The 16,949-nt window shown below is 66.5% G+C and carries 14 protein-coding genes; 7 read left to right on the forward strand and 7 right to left on the reverse strand.

What is annotated here, in order from left to right; genetic code table 11:
* Positions 1 to 112: 112 nt before the first annotated feature.
* The gene (gene pyk, locus AC1RKI_RS01015; protein ID WP_061954912.1) at positions 113 to 1,555 is read right to left on the reverse strand and encodes a pyruvate kinase; all 1,443 of its coding nucleotides are present in this window, start codon (positions 1,553 to 1,555) and stop codon (positions 113 to 115) included.
* Between the two features lie 89 nt (positions 1,556 to 1,644).
* Positions 1,645 to 2,841, reverse strand: a complete 1,197-nt coding sequence (locus tag AC1RKI_RS01020; protein WP_061954910.1) for a phosphoglycerate kinase — start codon at positions 2,839 to 2,841, stop codon at positions 1,645 to 1,647.
* A 382-nt stretch (positions 2,842 to 3,223) separates the two neighbouring features.
* On the opposite strand from AC1RKI_RS01020, the gene AC1RKI_RS01025 reads away from it, so the two are divergent.
* Together AC1RKI_RS01025 and AC1RKI_RS01030 are read left to right on the forward strand one after the other, a co-directional pair.
* Positions 3,224 to 4,330: a helix-turn-helix transcriptional regulator gene (locus tag AC1RKI_RS01025; RefSeq protein ID WP_061954908.1), complete on the forward strand. Its 1,107-nt coding sequence runs from the start codon at positions 3,224 to 3,226 to the stop codon at positions 4,328 to 4,330.
* Positions 4,331 to 4,452: 122 nt separating this feature from the next.
* A complete protein-coding gene (locus AC1RKI_RS01030; protein WP_492794170.1) occupies positions 4,453 to 5,628 on the forward strand; it encodes a helix-turn-helix transcriptional regulator in 1,176 nt (391 codons plus the stop codon).
* Here the strand turns inward: AC1RKI_RS01030 and AC1RKI_RS01035 are convergent.
* From AC1RKI_RS01035 to AC1RKI_RS01055, 5 genes are all read right to left on the reverse strand, one after another.
* Positions 5,625 to 5,948 (reverse strand): AzlD domain-containing protein, encoded by a 324-nt coding sequence (locus AC1RKI_RS01035; protein ID WP_061954906.1) that lies wholly within the window; start codon positions 5,946 to 5,948, stop codon positions 5,625 to 5,627. The two genes, AC1RKI_RS01030 and AC1RKI_RS01035, sit on opposite strands and share 4 nt — an antisense overlap.
* Positions 5,945 to 6,745 carry an AzlC family ABC transporter permease gene (locus AC1RKI_RS01040; RefSeq protein ID WP_061954904.1) on the reverse strand — a complete coding sequence of 267 codons (801 nt, stop codon included), beginning with the start codon at positions 6,743 to 6,745 and terminating at the stop codon, positions 5,945 to 5,947. The genes AC1RKI_RS01035 and AC1RKI_RS01040 overlap by 4 nt, the downstream gene beginning before the upstream one ends.
* A gap of 212 nt (positions 6,746 to 6,957) precedes the next feature.
* Positions 6,958 to 8,280, reverse strand: a complete 1,323-nt coding sequence (locus tag AC1RKI_RS01045; RefSeq protein ID WP_244786734.1) for an MFS transporter — start codon at positions 8,278 to 8,280, stop codon at positions 6,958 to 6,960.
* Positions 8,281 to 8,322: 42 nt separating this feature from the next.
* Entirely contained in the window at positions 8,323 to 9,831 is a 1,509-nt protein-coding gene (locus AC1RKI_RS01050; RefSeq protein WP_244786732.1) for an amidase, read from the reverse strand.
* 258 nt (positions 9,832 to 10,089) lie between these two features.
* The gene (locus tag AC1RKI_RS01055) at positions 10,090 to 13,017 is read right to left on the reverse strand and encodes a DEAD/DEAH box helicase (protein ID WP_492794167.1); all 2,928 of its coding nucleotides are present in this window, start codon (positions 13,015 to 13,017) and stop codon (positions 10,090 to 10,092) included.
* Positions 13,018 to 13,145: 128 nt separating this feature from the next.
* Here AC1RKI_RS01055 and AC1RKI_RS01060 point away from each other — a divergent pair, with 128 nt between their 5' ends.
* The 5 genes from AC1RKI_RS01060 (at position 13,146) to AC1RKI_RS01080 (ending at position 16,938) form a co-directional block, all read left to right on the forward strand.
* Positions 13,146 to 14,066, forward strand: a complete 921-nt coding sequence (locus AC1RKI_RS01060) for a branched-chain amino acid transaminase (protein WP_061954898.1) — start codon at positions 13,146 to 13,148, stop codon at positions 14,064 to 14,066.
* A 55-nt stretch (positions 14,067 to 14,121) separates the two neighbouring features.
* Positions 14,122 to 14,316, forward strand: a complete 195-nt coding sequence (locus AC1RKI_RS01065) for a zinc-finger domain-containing protein (protein ID WP_061954896.1) — start codon at positions 14,122 to 14,124, stop codon at positions 14,314 to 14,316.
* A 115-nt stretch (positions 14,317 to 14,431) separates the two neighbouring features.
* On the forward strand, positions 14,432 to 15,454 hold the full coding sequence (gene waaF, locus AC1RKI_RS01070; RefSeq protein WP_150980059.1) for a lipopolysaccharide heptosyltransferase II: 1,023 nt from the start codon (positions 14,432 to 14,434) through the stop codon (positions 15,452 to 15,454).
* A 9-nt stretch (positions 15,455 to 15,463) separates the two neighbouring features.
* Positions 15,464 to 15,904 (forward strand): YybH family protein, encoded by a 441-nt coding sequence (locus tag AC1RKI_RS01075; protein ID WP_061954892.1) that lies wholly within the window; start codon positions 15,464 to 15,466, stop codon positions 15,902 to 15,904.
* Between the two features lie 17 nt (positions 15,905 to 15,921).
* Positions 15,922 to 16,938, forward strand: coding sequence for a hydrolase (locus AC1RKI_RS01080; RefSeq protein WP_061954890.1), 1,017 nt, complete (start codon positions 15,922 to 15,924; stop codon positions 16,936 to 16,938).
* Positions 16,939 to 16,949: the final 11 nt, after the last annotated feature.

Genomic DNA, 16,949 nt, shown 5'->3' on the forward strand with positions numbered 1-16,949 from the left:
CTCCTGAATGTAAAAAGCTTGGGTATGTCTGAATTCTTCTGGATGCTGCGCCGGGCAGGTTCGCGCATCGGTGGCGCCCCGGTCTGTCCGCCGCGCCACATGGGACGTTTTCCTATCGGCCGCCGCCCACCCGGACGATCTTGAGCGTGTTCGTGCCGCCCGGCTGGCCCATCGGCTCGCCAATTGTCAGCACGATGAAATCGCCACGCTGCACGGCGCCCTGCGCAAGCAGCAGCTCCTCGGCCTGCTCCAGCGCTTCGTCGCGGTCCGTGCTGGACTGCAACGGCAGCGCCACCACGTTGCGGTACAGCTGCATCTTGCGCTGCGAGGCAAGGTTGGGCGTCATCGCGTAGATCGGCACATGAATGCGGTGGCGGCTCATCCACAGCGCGGTGGCGCCGGAATCGGTCAGCGCGGCAATGGCCTTCACGCCTAGATGATAGGCCGTGAACAGCGCACCCATGGCGATCGACTGGTCGATGCGCGCGAAGGTCTGGTTCAGGAAGTCGGTGTCGAGCTGCACCACTTCGGATTTTTCCGCTTCCAGGCAGATTGCGGCCATGGCTTCGACGGTTTCCACGGGATAGCGGCCGGCGGCGGTTTCGGCCGACGTCATCACGGCGTCGGTGCCGTCCAGCACGGCGTTGGCCACGTCGGACACCTCGGCGCGCGTCGGCACCGGATTGACGATCATGCTTTCCATCATCTGGGTGGCGGTGATCGTCAGCTTGTTGGCTTCGCGCGCTAGCTTGATCATGCGCTTTTGCAACGCGGGAACCGCGGCGTTGCCAACTTCCACGGCCAGGTCGCCGCGCGCCACCATGATGCCGTCCGAGGCCTGCAGGATTTCTTCGAGCACGCCCGGGCGGATCGCCTCGGCGCGCTCGATCTTGGCGATCATGCGGGCCTTGTGGCCATGTGGCTGTCCCGCCACGTTGGCCAGCTGCCGCGCCATTTCCATATCGGTGGCGTTCTTCGGAAAGCTCACGGCCACGTAGTCCGCGCCAAGCGCCATGGCGGTCTTGATGTCCTCCATGTCCTTGGCGGTCAGCGCCGGCGCAGAAAGGCCGCCGCCCTGGCGGTTGATGCCCTTGTTGTTGGACAGATCGCCGCCCACGCGCACGGTCGTGAAGATCTCGGTGCCGAGCACGCGATCGACCACCAGCACGATCAAGCCGTCGTTCAGCAGCAGCACGTCGCCGGGTCCGACATCGCGCGGCAGGTCCTTGTAGTCCAGGCCCACGCGGTCCTGCGTGCCGATCTCGCAGGTGGAATCGAGGATGAACGCGTCGCCCGGGCGTAGCGTGACCTTGCCGTTTTCAAACTTGCCGACGCGGATCTTGGGGCCTTGCAGGTCGGCCATGATGGCCACCTCGCGGCCGCACGCAGCGGCTGCTTCGCGCACCAGCGCGGCGCGATCGATGTGATCCTGCGCCGTGCCGTGGGAGAAGTTCAGGCGCACCACGTCGACACCGGCCGCAATCATGCGGGTCAGCATGTCCAGGGAACTGGAGGCGGGGCCGATGGTGGCGACGATCTTGGTGGAACGGGTCATTCGGACGGTTTCCTGGTTCGGGACTCTGGAGCCACTCTCAACGGGTTCCGGCCCTTGCGGCGTCTTGCGCCGACGCCGCGGGCTGGCGCTCAACCTGCGGCGCGTTGCTCCAGCACTTCGAAAGCCGGCAGCTTCTTGCCTTCCAGGAATTCCAGGAAGGCGCCGCCGCCGGTGGAGATATAGCCGATCCGGTCGGCGATGTTGTACTTGGCGATGGCGGCCAGCGTGTCGCCGCCGCCGGCGATCGAGAAGGCCTTGGACGAGGCGATGGCTTCGGCCAGCACCTTGGTGCCGTTGCCGAACTGGTCGAACTCGAACACGCCCACCGGGCCGTTCCAGACGATCGTGCCAGCGGCCTTGAGCTGGTCAGCCAGCATCGCCGCGGTCTTCGGCCCGATGTCCAGGATCATGTCGTCGTCGGCCACGTCCTTGACGTCCTTGACCGTGGCTTCGGCCGTGGCGCTGAACGCCTTGGCGCACACCACATCGACGGGGATGGGTACCGATGCGCCGCGCGCGGCCATGATGTCGATGATTGCCTTGGCGTCGCCGGCGAGATCGGCTTCCGCCAGCGACTTGCCGATCTTCAGGCCGGCAGCCAGCATGAACGTGTTGGCAATGCCGCCGCCCACGATCAGGTTGTCGACCTTGTCGGCCAGTGCTTTCAGGATGGTCAGCTTGGTGGAAACCTTCGAACCGGCGACGATGGCCACCAGCGGGCGGGCCGGCTGGCCCAGCGCGCGGCCCAGCGCGTCGATTTCAGCGGCCAGCAGCGGGCCGGCGCAAGCCACCGGCGCAAACTTTGCAATGCCGTGCGTGGTGGCTTCGGCGCGGTGCGCAGTGCCGAATGCATCGTTGACATACACATCGCAGAGCTTGGCCATCTTCTGCGCCAGCTCGTCGCTGTTCTTCTTCTCGCCCTTGTTGACGCGGCAGTTTTCCAGCAGCACCACCTGACCGGGCGCCACTTCCACGCCGTCGACCCAGTTCTGTACCAGCTTCACCGGCCTGGCGAGCAATTCCGACAGGCGCGCAGCGATGGGAGCCAGCGAATCCTCGGGCTTGAACTCGCCCTCGGTCGGTCGGCCCAGATGGGACGTCACCATCACCGCGGCGCCGGCGTCCAGACAGGCCTGGATGGCGGGCACCGAGGCGCGGATGCGCGTGTCCTCGGTGATGTTGCCCGCGTCGTCTTGGGGCACGTTCAGGTCGGCGCGGATAAAGACGCGTTTGCCGGAAATTTTGCCTTGGGAAATGAGATCGGAAAGACGCAGGACAGAAGTCATGGAGGTAAGAGCGGAGACGCGAACGGCATGGGCAAGCCCGTCCGTGATTGTCGGAAAAACCGGCATTTTACCCGATCACTGTTGGGGTTTCGCGCATTCGCCTAGTACACGCCCTATCGACCACATTTGATGGCAATGCATTACCCCTCCTTAGAGGGGGTTAAGTTTCCGTAATTTCTGTTCTGGGTTTGCTGTAAGGTAGCCAGTAATGTACTAAACGTATGCATAGTCAGACACTTAGCCTAGTTTGACAAAATTGGTACATCATTGCCGAGTCCGACAAAGATCGGAGTTATGACACAACAATTCCCGGGACCACGACGAGTCACGCTCGTCGGGTATCTCGGGATTCTGGAAGCTGCCGCAATGAGGGGGGTAAGTAATGGACCAAGCGACGATCCACGGCGCTATCCGTGGTCTTTACGAAGGCATCCTGGACCCAGGAGCGTGGCAACAGAGCCTGCGTGCACTGACCGAGATTGCGGACACCTCGCACGCCTCGATGATGGTGTGGGACACGGTCAACGACCAGATCACGGTCAACGAGATCGTGAATCCAGTCGAAGAACTCTTCGCCGCCTATGAAAACGATTTCCAGCCGATCGATCCGGCCAAGGCGTTCGCGCCGCGGCTGGTGCCCGGCGCTTGGTATGTCGATGCGCGCGACCTGGGCCCACAGGCGATGGCACGCCATCCCTTTTACTGCGATTTCTTCCATCGATTCGGCCTGCGCTCGTATGTGGCTTGCCTGGTGGAAAGACAGCCGCGCTACGAGGTCTATTTCTCGATGCAGCGGGCGCTGTCGCAGGACGCGTTCAGCGGCGAGGACACCCGCAAGCTCGACTGGGTGATCCCGCACATGCGCACCGCCATGGCGATGCGCGACCGCACGCTGGCCTTGTCGACCATGGCGTCGCTGTCGGCGCGGCTGCTCGAGCGCCTGTCGTTTGCCGTGGCCGTCTACAGCAGCGACCGCCGGCTGCTGCTTGCCAATACGGCGGGCGAACGCTGGGTGCGGCGGCTGGAACCGGCCGGCAAGACATCGGAGTGGCAGCTCTCACGCCATTTCGCCGACATGCTGCAGGCCGCCTGCGACCCGCTCAATCCGCTGGGTGCCCAGGCCGCCCGGGCGATCGACAACGCCGGCAACCAGGCTGAAGTGCTGGTGCTGCCGCTGCCCGCCGCGCACATGCTGGCGTCGCAATGGCAGCAGCCGGCGGCGCTGGTCATCGTGCACGAAGCCGCCGCGCCGTCGGTGCTGCTCGACACGGTGATGCGCACTCTGTACGGCCTGACGCCGGCGGAGAGCCGTCTGGTCTCGCGGCTGGCCACTGGCGAGGGTCTGCCCGAAGCCAGCCGTCAGATGCGCATCCGCCATGAGACGGCGCGCACGCAGCTCAAGTCGATATTCCTCAAGACCGGCTGCACAAGCCAGTCACAGTTGACGCACCTGCTCACCAGGCTGGCTTCCACGCTCAACAGCGGCTGAGATTCCGCCCGCATCATTGCGCCTCCAACGGCTGCTCAGCCAGCCCGTTCCGAAATGCTTATCGATACGCGCATCGTCCGCCTTTGCACGCGCGTGGCATCAGAGACATGAAGGACAACCCCATGGAAGACAGAGCAAAGCACGACACCATTCGCGCCCTCTATAAGGGGGTCGTCGAGCCCCAGGCCTGGCAGCGCGGCTTGCACGCGCTGTGCCTGCTCAGCGACAGCGCCCAGGCATCCCTTCTGTTCGTAGACACCGGTCTCGGGACGGTGCACGTACGCGCCAGCGCGAACCGGACGGTGGAAGGTGCGCCGGAGCCGCCGTGGCCTCGTCGGCACCTTGGCCTGCCGCGCGCCAGTAGCTTGCCGATCGGTGGCTGGCACATTGAACGCCGCAAGCTGGCGCCCGTCGCAGCCGACAGTCGCGACCTGCACGACGAGCCGTCGTCCGGCGAAAGCGCCCAGCCGCCAGCCCTGACTTATCTGGTCGATCGCAAGCCTTCGTACGACGTCTATCTGACGCTGCAGCGCATGCCTGGAGAGGCGGGCTATTCCGAGCACGATGCATACGCGCTGGACTGGGTCATCCCGCATCTACGCGAAGCCATATCGCTGTCCGACCGGACGTTCGTCACCGCCACCCACGAACGGGTGTCCACCGACCTCTTCAACCGCCTGCCATTCGGCGTGATCGTCTTCGCCGAATCGGGCAAGGTGCTGCTTGCCAACGATGCGGGCGCCCCATGGGCGCAGCGGTTGTTGCCGGCGGTGACGGTCGGCGATCTCGCCGCCAGCGCGGGCGGCGCCGCGGCCTCGACATCGCCGGACCTCGGCGGCTGGCAGTTGTCGCGCCCATTTACGGACGTGCTGCGCGCGCTGTCCAATCCGGCCGCGCATCTCCCCATCCAGGCCGTGCAGGCAGTCGGTGCCGACGGACGCTCCACGCAGATCGTGGCGGTGGGACTGACGCCGACCAACTCCCTGCCGTCAACATGGCCGGGCCGGCCGATCCTGGCAAGCATCCACGAGAGCCACGACGGGCCCCGCGCCGCGCCGGCCGTACTGCGCGACCTGTACGGACTGACGCCCGCAGAAAACCGTCTGGCTATGCTGCTGACGCAGGGCATGGGCCTGCCGGACGCATGCGCGCACCTGGGCATCAAGCGCGAAACCAGCCGCTCCCAGCTGAAATCGATCTTCACCAAGACCAACACCGGCACGCAGGCGCAGTTGTCGCATCTGCTGACGCGGCTCGGCAGCGTGATGGCCGAGCCCGCCAGGTGGCAGCACAACTAGCCCAGAAAGCGCAGCGCAGTGTAGACGCCCATCCCCACCACGATCATGCCGACCATGCGGCGCGTCAGCAGATAGCAGACGGTGGCGGCGATGCCGGCCATCAGTTTGTCGTTGCTGGGCGCGATCGTGAAGTGGCCTTCGAATGTCAGCAGGTCTGGCAGGATGATTGCCGCCAGCGCCGCAGCCGGCGCGTAGCGCAAGGCGCGCTGGATGCGGTCCGGCACCGTGACGCGCTCGCCCGCCATCAGGAACAGCGCGCGCGTAAGCACCGTGACCACGGTCATACCGACGATGGCGATCCAGGTTTCCAGGTGGCTCATGCCTGGTCTCCCGACTGCACATGGCGTTCCTTGCGGGCGCGGATGCCGCGCAATGCGGCGCGTGCCGCGAATTCGTCGCTGGCCATGCCCGCCGCGATCGCCGCCATGACCGCGATCACCAGCGACAGACGGTACGGCAGGTCGAAGCACAGCAGCGCCACCACGGCCGACACCACCACGGCCATCAGCATCGAGCGCGAGTTGATCGTCGCGATCATCAGCGGAATCAACGCCAGCGTGCCAGCCAGCGCCAGTCCCCAGCTATCGGGAAACAGGCTGGCCAGCAGGATGCCGACGATCGACGACACCTGCCACGTGGCGCAATTGATCAGCGCCATGCCCCAGAAAAAACCTTCCTTGCCGGGCACATAACCGGGCTCGACATAACGCTGCATGAAATACACGAAATGCAGGTCGCCGTTGAAAAAGCCCAGCAGCGTACGGCGGCGCGTCGGCAGGTAATTGAAGTGGGGCTGCAGCGCGGCGCTGAAGATCACGAAGCGCAGGTTGACCACCGCGGCGGTCAGCCACACGGTCCAGATCGGCATGCCCGCGGCAAACAACGGCAGCACGGCCAGTTGCGCCGATCCGGCATACACCAGCAGCGACATGCCGATGGCTTCCGGCACGGTCAGCGCCGATTTGCTCATGGCCACCCCGGTCACCAGCCCCCAGGCAAAAACCGCGGGCAAGGACGGCGCGAAGAATCGCGCGCCGTCGAGAAAGGCGTTGCGTTCCACCTCGGCAAAGCGATGCCAGAGGCGCAACCACACCGGAGACGACTGTCGGGGTGTCATGGCGAAATGAGAAGAGAAGACACGGCAGGCCGTCTTGCGCGGCGTGGCCGTCGGGGGACTTCCCAGCCGCGCCAGGCGCAACCGGGAAGCAAAGCAGCCATTATAGGCGTGGGACAGCCGCAGGTAAGCAGCAGCTTAAAAGTGAGGAACTGACTGTTGTTTCGCGACCAATGCGCGAGCGTCGGGCGGCTTTTGGTGGCTTCCGGCCGGCTTCAGGCCGGCTTGCCCGGCGCCGGCGCAAGCAACGGCGCCGCCGCGGCGGTCGTGGGCTCGTCGCCGTCGTCCCCGCCGCCCGCCTGCCCGAGATCGATGCCCGACGTTTCCGGCAGCAGCGCTGCGGACACCATCACCAGCGCATAGCCGACGCCGGCCACCATGGCGATCGCCAACGCCAGCGTGGTGCGTCCGCTATTGAGCCAGCCGACCGCCAGCGGGAAGAACGAGCCGATCACGCGGCCGAGGTTGTACGACACACCGTAGCCGGTGGCGCGCACGCTGCTGGGATACGACTCGGAAATCGTCGCGCCGATCCCCGAAAACACGCCCTGCATCAGCACGCCCAGCGGGAAACCGAGGAACAGCATCGAGGTGTTCGACACCGGGATCACCATGTAGATCATCGCCATCACGAACGCGCCGGCGGCAAACGCCATATAGGTGAGGCGGCGTCCCCAGCGGTCGGTGGCATAGGCGCCGGCCACGTATCCGACCAGCGATCCGAGGATCGTCACGGCCAGGTAGGAACTGGTGCCGAATACCGACAGACCGCGCTCGGTCTTCAGAAACGTCGGCAGCCATGTGGCGATCGCGTAGTAGGCGCCCAGCATGCCGCCCGACAGCAGGCTGCACAGCACGGTCTTGCGCAGCAGCGGACGCCGGAACACGCGCGCCAGATCGGCTGCGGGCGACGCGTTGCCCCGCTCCGCGCGGCTCTTCAGGAACACTTCGGGCTCCTGCAGGTTTCGGCGCAGGTACACCACCACGAGCGCAGGCAGGATGCCCAGGAAGAAGCAGACGCGCCACGCCATTTCGGGCTCGAACAGGTTGAACGTGATGGCGTAGGCAATCGCCGCGCCGCCCCAGCCAAACGAATAGCTGCTGGCCGTGAAACCCGAATACTTGCCGCGGTGGGCCGGATTGCGGATCAGCTCGGTCACCAGCACCATGCACAGCGACGATTCCCCGCCGAAGCCGAGCCCCTGCAGCATGCGGAACACCATCAACTGCTCGGGCGAGTTGGCGATGCCGCACAGGAAGCACGACACGGCAAACACCAGGATCGTCCAGCGCAGCACGCGCACGCGGCCAAAGCGGTCGGCCAACAGACCCGCGCCGATGGCGCCCACCAGCGACGACACCAGCGTCCACGTGACGATGGCGCCGGCCATCGACTTGCTCATGCCCCACTGCGCCAGCAGCGTCGAAATCAGAAACGAATAGATCATGAAGTCGAACACATCGACCGCATGGCCGAGGAACGCTCCGTAAAAGCCCTTGCGCTCGGCGCGCGATAACTCCCTGAACCAGTCCAGCATGATCGATTCCTCCCCTGTTCCTGTTTTGGGTCTTCAGATTCTTCAGATATGTGTCGACGCGGGCAGCCCGGCGGGCGGCCGGAATGCATGGCCGGCGTCTTCCAGCAATTGCGCGAAGCGCAGCGACGTCAGGTCGCCAAAGCGCCGCGCCACGATCTGCACCCCGACCGGCAGCCCGTCGCGCGCCGGTCCGATCGGCGCCACCGTCGACGGCAGGCCGCACAGTCCCGAATGGCCGGCCCAGAACAGCTGCGACGTGAGCGGCAAGGGCTGGCCGTTCACGCGGATCGAGCGCTGCCAGGGCTCGCCGGCCTCGTCGATCGGAAACGCGGTGGTGGACGCCGCCGGGCACAACAGCACGTCGTAGTCGCAGAAGAAGCGGCTCCATGCCCGCGCAAACGTTTCGCGCGTGTGCTGCAGCAACAGCCACTGGCGATGGCTCAGCGTGGCGCCGGTGAACTGCAGCGTGGCGTAGGTCGCATCGGCCGGATCGGCGCCGGCGGCACGTGCCATGGCATCGGCAAACGCAGCGTCATCCATATGCAACGATGTGGTGGCGCGCAGCAGCAGCACGTAGGTGCGCCACAGCGATGCGGCGTCGAAATCGGGGCGGACGTTCCAGGCGACCGCCGCGCCCTGCCGCGCGAGCCATTCCCCAAGACCGGCGATGGCGTCGCTGACGGCGGCATCGGCTTCGGCCAGCGGGTGCGTGGGCAGCACGGCCACGCGGAAATCGGCAAGATGCGCGCGCTCGCAAGGCGGCAGATCGAGTTGCCACGCGCTGGCGTGACCCGCATCGGGACCGGCGATCGCGCGCAGCACCAGTTCCAGATCCCGCGCGCTGCGCGCGATGGGGCCCGCCACGTTGATGTCCTGCTCGGCAAAGCTGTCCGCGCCATTGCCGTGCCCGCGCAGCGGCACGATGCCGTGGCTGCTCTTGTGCGAAAACACGCCGCAGTAGTGCGCGGGATTGCGCAGCGACGAGCCGATATCGGAACCGACATCGAAAAAACTCATGCCCGCGCAAACCGCCGCCGCGCTGCCTCCCGACGATCCGCCCGGCGTGCGCGTCAGATCGTGCGGATTGCGCGTGGTGCCGTAGATCGCGTTGTAGCTTTGCCAGTCGCGCAGGCCCAGCGGCACATTGGTCTTGCCGAGCAGCACCGCCCCATGCGCGCGCAGTCGTTCGACCACCACGGCGTCCGCGGTTGCGCGGTGCGCGAGGCGCGCCGGCGCGCCGCACGTGGTGGGCCAGCCGCCGACATCGAACGATTCCTTGATCGAGAATGGAATGCCGTCGAGCGGCCCATGCAGCCGGCCCGCGCGACGGCGCGCGTCGCTCTGCGCAGCGGCCTCGCGCGCGGCGTCGAAATCGGCCAGCACCAGCGCATTGACTTGCCCGTTGTGCGCTGACCATGCCGCCTGACACGCCTCCACCAACGCCAGCGCGGTGGTTTCCCCGCGCGCCAGCTGCGCGGCCGCGACATGCGCTGGAAGAAAACGGGCCTCCGGCCGGGGCGAATCGGCCGGTTTCAGGTCAGGCTGGGTCACGGGGGCTCCGATATTGTCATGGGCCGGCTGGGCGGTACGCAGCCGGGTCTGTCACGATCTCAGTGCATCGATCGGTATACTATATTCATACTTATTCGAATAACAAGGCAGTATTTATGCCAGGGTTGGATGCACCGCAACAAGGAAAATAGCCACTCTTCAGGCAGATGGTGAGGCCCCAATGCCACGCGGCGCACCAAAATGCGGACGATTTTGTATACCGTTTGGTGCCAAACCCCGCCCGACGAAATGGGACGGCTAGCGCCGCAGCAGACCAACCAGATCGTCGATGTCCGGAAGCACCGCCTCGCGGCCGACCGCCTCGCCCGCTTGCGCGTCCAGCACGCCCTCGGCCAGGGCCCGCTTGCCCTGATGCAGGTCGACAATGCGTTCCTCGATCGTGCCGGCGGCAATCAGCCGATAGACCGTGACAGGCCGTTGCTGGCCGATGCGGTGCGCACGGCCCATCGCCTGGTCTTCGGCGGCCGGGTTCCACCACGGATCGGCAATCACCACGTAATCCGCCGCGGTCAGGTTCAGCCCAAACCCGCCGGCCTTCAGGCTGATCAGGAAGATATCGCCCTCGCCTGCCTGGAAGGCGGCCACGCGCCGCGTGCGCTCGGCCGCGGGCGTCGCCCCGTCAAGGTATTGCCACGCCAGGCCGGCGTCGTCGAGCGACTGGCGCAGCAGTTGCAGGAAATCGACGAACTGGCTGAACACCAGCGTCTTGTGGCCATTGGCGGCGAGAGTGGCGGCCAGTTCGGCAAATGCGCGCACCTTTGCGCCGGGCTGCCCCACTTCAGGCGTCACGAGGCGCGCATCGCAGGCGGCGCGGCGCATGCGCATCAGTTGCGCCAGCACGTGGATGCGCGCCTCGGCTTCCGGCAATGCGGCAGGCGCGCGCTTGTCCCGCTGCGGGCGCAGCAGCGCGCGTTCGGCTTCGGACAGCGCCTGGCGGCGCAGCGCCTCGTAGTGCGCCGCCTCGGCCGGCTCGGGCGCGACGCGGATCACGAGTTCGGTGCGCGGCGGCAGTTCGTCGAGAACCTGGGATTTGGTCCGCCGCAGCACGAACGGTGCAATCATGCGGCGCAAACGCACGCGCGGATCGCGCGCGCCGTTGCGTTCGATCGGATTGGCGAAATGCTCGTTGAAGCGCGCCAGCGACCCCAGCAATCCGGGATTGCAGAAGCGCATCACGGCCCACAGTTCGGCCAACCGGTTTTCCACGGGCGTGCCCGACAACGCGATCCGGCAGTTGGCCTGCAGCGCAAACATCGCCTGGGCGCGCCGCGACGCCGGATTCTTGAACGACTGCGCTTCGTCGGCGACCACGGTATGCCAGACGCGCTCGCAGAACGCCTTGCGCTCCTGTTGCAGCAGGTTGTAGGAGACGATGACCAGATCGCCAGCGCCCGCCTGGCCGACGATCGCGTCGCGGTCGCCCTCAGCGTAGGACAGCACGCGCAGCGCGGGCGCAAAGCGGCGCGCTTCGGCCGCCCAGTTGCCGCAGACCGACGTGGGCGCCACCACCAGCGCCGCGCCGCCGCCCGCACGCGCCAGCAGCAACGCCAGCGCCTGCAGCGTCTTGCCCAGGCCCATGTCGTCGGCCAGGCACGCGCCAAATCCCGCCTCGGCCAGCGACATCATCCAGCGAAAGCCTTCGACCTGATATGGCCGCAGATCGGCGGCGAGCGTGGCCGGCAGCGCCGCATCGGTCTGGCGCGCGTCACGCAGCCGCTTCACGCGCGTGCGGAAATGCGCATCGGGATCGACGCCCACGCCGGCCAACACATCGTCGAGCCACGGCGTGGCTACCAGCGGCACGCGGATGCCGTCGCGCACGCCGTCGCCGACGCAAGCCAGATCGCGCAGCCGGTCGCGCAACTGCCGCGTCAGCGCCACGTAGACGCCATGCTCCATCGGGATGAACCGGCCGGCGTGGCCGTGCGCCCAGGCCACGAGCTTTTCCAGCGACAACACCAGGCCCTCGGCAACCTGAAGCTGGCCGACCAGCTTGAACCATTCGTCGCCGGTGGTCACGCTGACCGACAATTGCGGCAGATCGGCGGGCACCACGCGCAGCTCGCGCCCGCGCGGCCATTCCAGATCGATCACGGCGTCAAGCCCCGGCAGCACTTCGATGGCCGTCAACGCATCTTCCGGGTCGTCGAGCGTCCAGTGATATTCGCCACTGGCCGGCGACTGCCGCACCAGGAACGGCAGCGCATCGAAGACCTGTGCCACATGCGCCAGTTCGGCATCGGGATCGCGCTGGGTGACCAGCGTTTGCCCGCCAATCGTCGCCATCAACGTTGCGCGGCCATGACCGGGCGCCAGCCGCGGGCCGGCCGCGCCGAACGGCGTGACCACCAGACGCAGGCTGATGCCGCGCCCAACCGGCGCCACTTCGGCGCGCAGCCGCGACTCGGCGGCGCGCTCGCGCGCCTCGCCGGCATGATCGGCATGGATCTGGAAGTGCCCGGCCAGCGCGCGCAGCGTACTGTCCAGCCGCGCCTCCGCATCGGCTGGCACGGTGAGGCCATCGGCAATCAGTTTGGCCGCGCTCTGCTGGGCGGCCGTGAAGCGGACCACGCGCAAGCGGCGCGCACCGTCCTGCAGAACGGTGATCTGGCGCAGTGCCTCGGCTTCCTCGCGCGCCGCTGGGGGCAGAAAATCCTCCATCGATTTCGGTGCGCGCAGCGGCGGCACGATGCGCAGCACGAAGCGGTCGCCCTCGCGCAACGCTTCCAGCGCGGGGGACGATTCCACCACTTCCATCGGAATAGTCGGCGCATGCGCCAGCACCACGCCGGGATGGCCGACCAGCGCCATCATGGCGGCGGCGCGATCGAGCACGTGGCGGCGATTACGCGAGCTGTCGCGCCGGATGGCGCGCGCCACGCGCACGTCACAGGGCGCCAGGGTTTCGTCGGCGGCCACGCGCGCCAGGGGCACCGGACGCGGCTTGCTCCAGCCGCGCGGGCCGCGGGTCTGCTCCAGCACCTCGATGGTGCCTGGCTCGCCGTCGGCGTCGACGGTGATCGCCCACAACAGCCGTCGCCCGGGCTGCGCGTCGTCGGCCGGCGTCGCGCCGCCGGCCAGCGCCTCGAGTGCGCCAAGCGCGTCCTGCCAGGGCGCGTCCGCGGCGGCGGCAAGGGGATCAGGGGTCGGATCGGTCTGTGGCACGCACTCAATCGGGGCTGGGCTGAAGGTGCGATTGTAGAACGGTGCGTCCGGCCTTCGCGTTGGCACACAAGGCCCCGCGGCTTACAATGCAGCCTTTACGACTTTTGTTGGTGCTCAGGGAGACAACCATGTCGATGGCAGATCGCGACGGCAAGATCTGGATGGATGGCAAGCTGATTGAATGGCGCGACGCCAAGATTCACGTGCTGACGCACACCCTGCACTACGGCATGGGCGTATTCGAAGGCGTGCGTGCCTACAAGACCCCGGAAGGCACCGCGATCTTCCGCCTGAAAGAGCACACGCGCCGCCTGTTCAACTCGGCCAAGATCTTCCAGATGGCCATGCCGTTCGACGAGGCGACGCTCGAAGCCGCGCAACGCGAGGTGGTACGCGCCAACAACCTGGAGTCGTGCTACATCCGCCCGCTGGTGTGGATCGGGTCCGAAAAGCTTGGCGTGTCGGCCAAGGGCAACACGATCCACGTGGCCATCGCCGCCTGGCCGTGGGGCGCCTATCTGGGCGAGGAAGGCCTGGAGCGCGGCATCCGCGTCAAGACATCGTCCTTCACGCGCCATCACGTCAATGTGTCTCTGGTGCGCGCCAAGGCCAGCGGCTACTACATCAACTCGATCCTGGCCAACCAGGAAGCCACCGGGCTGGGCTATGACGAAGCGCTGCTGCTCGATACCGACGGCTACGTCAGCGAAGGCTCGGGCGAGAATGTGTTCATCGTGCGCAATGGCGTGATCTACACCCCGGATCTGGCCTCGTGCCTGGACGGCATCACCCGCGACGCCACGCTGACCATCGCCCGCGACCTCGGCATCGAAGTCCGCGAAAAGCGCATCACCCGCGACGAGATGTATTGCGCCGACGAAGCGTTTTTCACCGGCACGGCCGCCGAAGTCACGCCGATCCGCGAACTGGACGACCGCGTCATTGGCGAAGGCCGTCGTGGCCCGATCACCAAGCGCGTGCAGGACGCGTTCTTCGCCGCCGTCGGCGGCACCGACGAAAAATACAGGAAGTGGCTGACGCTGGTCTGATCCGGCGCCCAAGCCCCCGAGCGAACTCAATTCCCCGCAAGACAACCGCTACACCATGACGCAAACCGCAACCGTCGTCGAAATCGGCGCAGAAGACATTCCGCTGCATTGCCCCACCGGAAACACCCCGGCCTGGAACTATCATCCTCGTGTTTTCCTGGACGTGGCGGACACCGGCGAAGTGAAATGCCCGTACTGCGGCACCGTGTACAAGCTCAAGCCGGGCACCGTGCTGAAGGGCCACCACTGACCCGCGCGGCCCCCGTCCCTCGCCTGCGTTTCGATCTGACGCCCCGGGCCGCCCAGCGCCCCGGGGCGTTGACACGCCCGGGCATCGTGAAACAGGGCCACGCAATCCCCACAAAATGAGAAAAGCCCTCGTCATTGCCCCCAACTGGATCGGCGACGCCCTGATGGCGCAGCCGCTCTTTGCGCTGATCAAGGCCCGGCATCCGCGCCTGATGATCGACGCGCTCGCGCCCAAATGGGTCGCGCCCGTGCTGGCGCGCATGCCTGAGATCAGCAAGGTGTTTCCGAGCGATCTCGCCCACGGCAAGCTGCAGCTGAGCGCGCGCCTGATGTTCGCGCAGCAGCTCAAGCACGAAGGCTACGATGTGGCCTACGTGCTGCCCAATTCGCTGAAATCGGCACTGATCCCGTTCCTGGCCGGCATTCCGCTGCGCATCGGCTATCGCGGCGAAGCGCGCTTCGGCATGCTCAATATTCGCCATGCCAATCCGCCGCGCGACAATCGTCCGCCGATGGTGGAGCACTATGCTCGCCTGGCGCTCAAGCCCGGCGCGCGCCTTCCCGAGTCGATTCCCGACCCCCGGCTCAAGGTGGATCCCGCGCGCATGGCCGCCACGGCCGAGCGCTTCGGCATCGCGCCCGGCACACGGCTGATCGCGTTTTGCCCCGGCGCCGAATTCGGCCCGGCCAAGCGCTGGCCGGCCGCGCATTTCGCGGCGCTGGCGCAGATGCTGCGCCGCTCCTACCCATACGCGCAGATGGTGACGCTGGGGTCCGCCAAGGACGCCGAAATTGCCGACGAGATCGTCCAGGGCGCGCCGTTCGTGCGCAACCTGTGCGGCCAGACCTCGCTGGACGATGCGGTCGATCTGCTGGCGCTGTCGGAGGCCGCGGTCTGCAACGATTCCGGGCTCATGCACGTGACCGCCGCGCTGAACCGGCCGCAAGTGGCCGTGTTCGGTTCGAGCGACCCGCGCCACACGCCCCCGCTGTCACAGGCTGCGAGTATCATGTGGCTTCAACTCGAGTGCAGCCCTTGCTTCAAACGCGAGTGCCCGCTCGGCCATCTGCGCTGCCTGAAGGAGATCGAACCCGAAATGGTGTTCGTCGAGTTGCGCAAGCTCCTGCACCGTCCCTGATCACACAACATGCCCCGTTTCGCCCGCCTGTTCGATTCCGCAGAAGACATCGTCGATGCCTTCCGCGAAGCCATGAAATTGCGCGATGCCGATGGCGCGCTGCGGCTCTGGCTCGATGAAGATTCCGTGACCTGCGTGATGCCCGATGGCCAGCGTCTGATCGGCCATGAAAACCTGCGCCAGGCGTTTGCGCAGTTGCTGGAAGAACAGCCGGTGCTGATCGACGCGATCGAGACCAGCAGCCACGCATCGCTGGGCGTATCGATCTTCGACGTGACCGAGGCCCTGCGCTTTGGCGAAGGACGGGTCGAAGCCGATCTTTTCGTGCATACCACCTACGTGCTGATGCAGAACCACGAAGGCTGGCGCCTGGCCCACATTCACTGCAGCCCCGCCAACGCGGTGCAGGTGGCCGCAGTGGCCGTTGCACCGGGACAGGCGCTGCACTGAGCCGTCCCATTCCGGCGATGCAGTTCGGCAACGCTTTCGACACGCCCTGGTGGCTGCGCGGCGGACACGCGCAGACCATCCTGCCGGCCCGCTTCACGCGCCATCGCCGCATCACGTTCCGCCGCGAACGCTGGGACACGCCCGATGGTGATTTCATCGACCTCGACTGGACCACGCACGCCGCCGCGCCCGACGCGCCACTGGTGGTCATGTTCCACGGACTGGAAGGCGATTCCCGCAGCCATTACGCGCAAACGCTGATGGTGGCGCTGCGCGAGCGCGGCTGGCAGGGCGTGATCCCGCATTTTCGCGGCTGCTCGGGACAGCTCAACCAGGCGCCGCGTTTCTACCATTCCGGCGATTCGGCCGAGATCCGCTGGGTACTGCATCGCCTGCGCGACCAGTTGCGCGCGACGGCGCCGATGCGGCCGATGCTGGCTGTCGGCATTTCGCTCGGCGGCAACGCGCTGCTGCGCTTTCTGGGCGAGGACGGGCGCGACGCAAATTTCCTGCGCGCAGCCGCGTCGGTCTCCGCCCCGCTCGATCTCGCAGCCGGCGGCGCGGCGTTGTCGAGCGGCTTCAACATGATCTACACGCGCATGTTCCTGCAAACGCTCAAGCGCAAGTCGCTGGCCAAGCTGGAGCAGTTTCCCGGCCTGTTCGACCGCCAGTCGATGCTGTCCAGCCGCGACCTGTACGCGTTCGACAATGTGGTGACGGCGCCGCTGCACGGTTTTCGCGATACCGACGACTACTGGACGCGCGCTTCGAGCAAGCCGATCCTTGGCGAGATCCGCATTCCCACGCTGGTGCTCAATGCGCGCAACGATCCGTTTTTGCCGGCGCGCCATCTGCCCGGCCCGGCCGAGGTGAGCGCCGACGTCCTGCTGGAACAGCCGGAGCACGGCGGGCATGTCGGCTTCATGACGCCGCGCGGCGGGCTGCTGGGCCAGCTCCCGTTGCTACCCGTGGCCGGCCACATCGAATGGCTGCCCGCGCGCATACTCGACTTCTTCGATAGCGTGGGCAAATAAAGGAGACAGAC

This window comes from Cupriavidus sp. GW822-FHT06G04, from assembly GCF_058799075.1.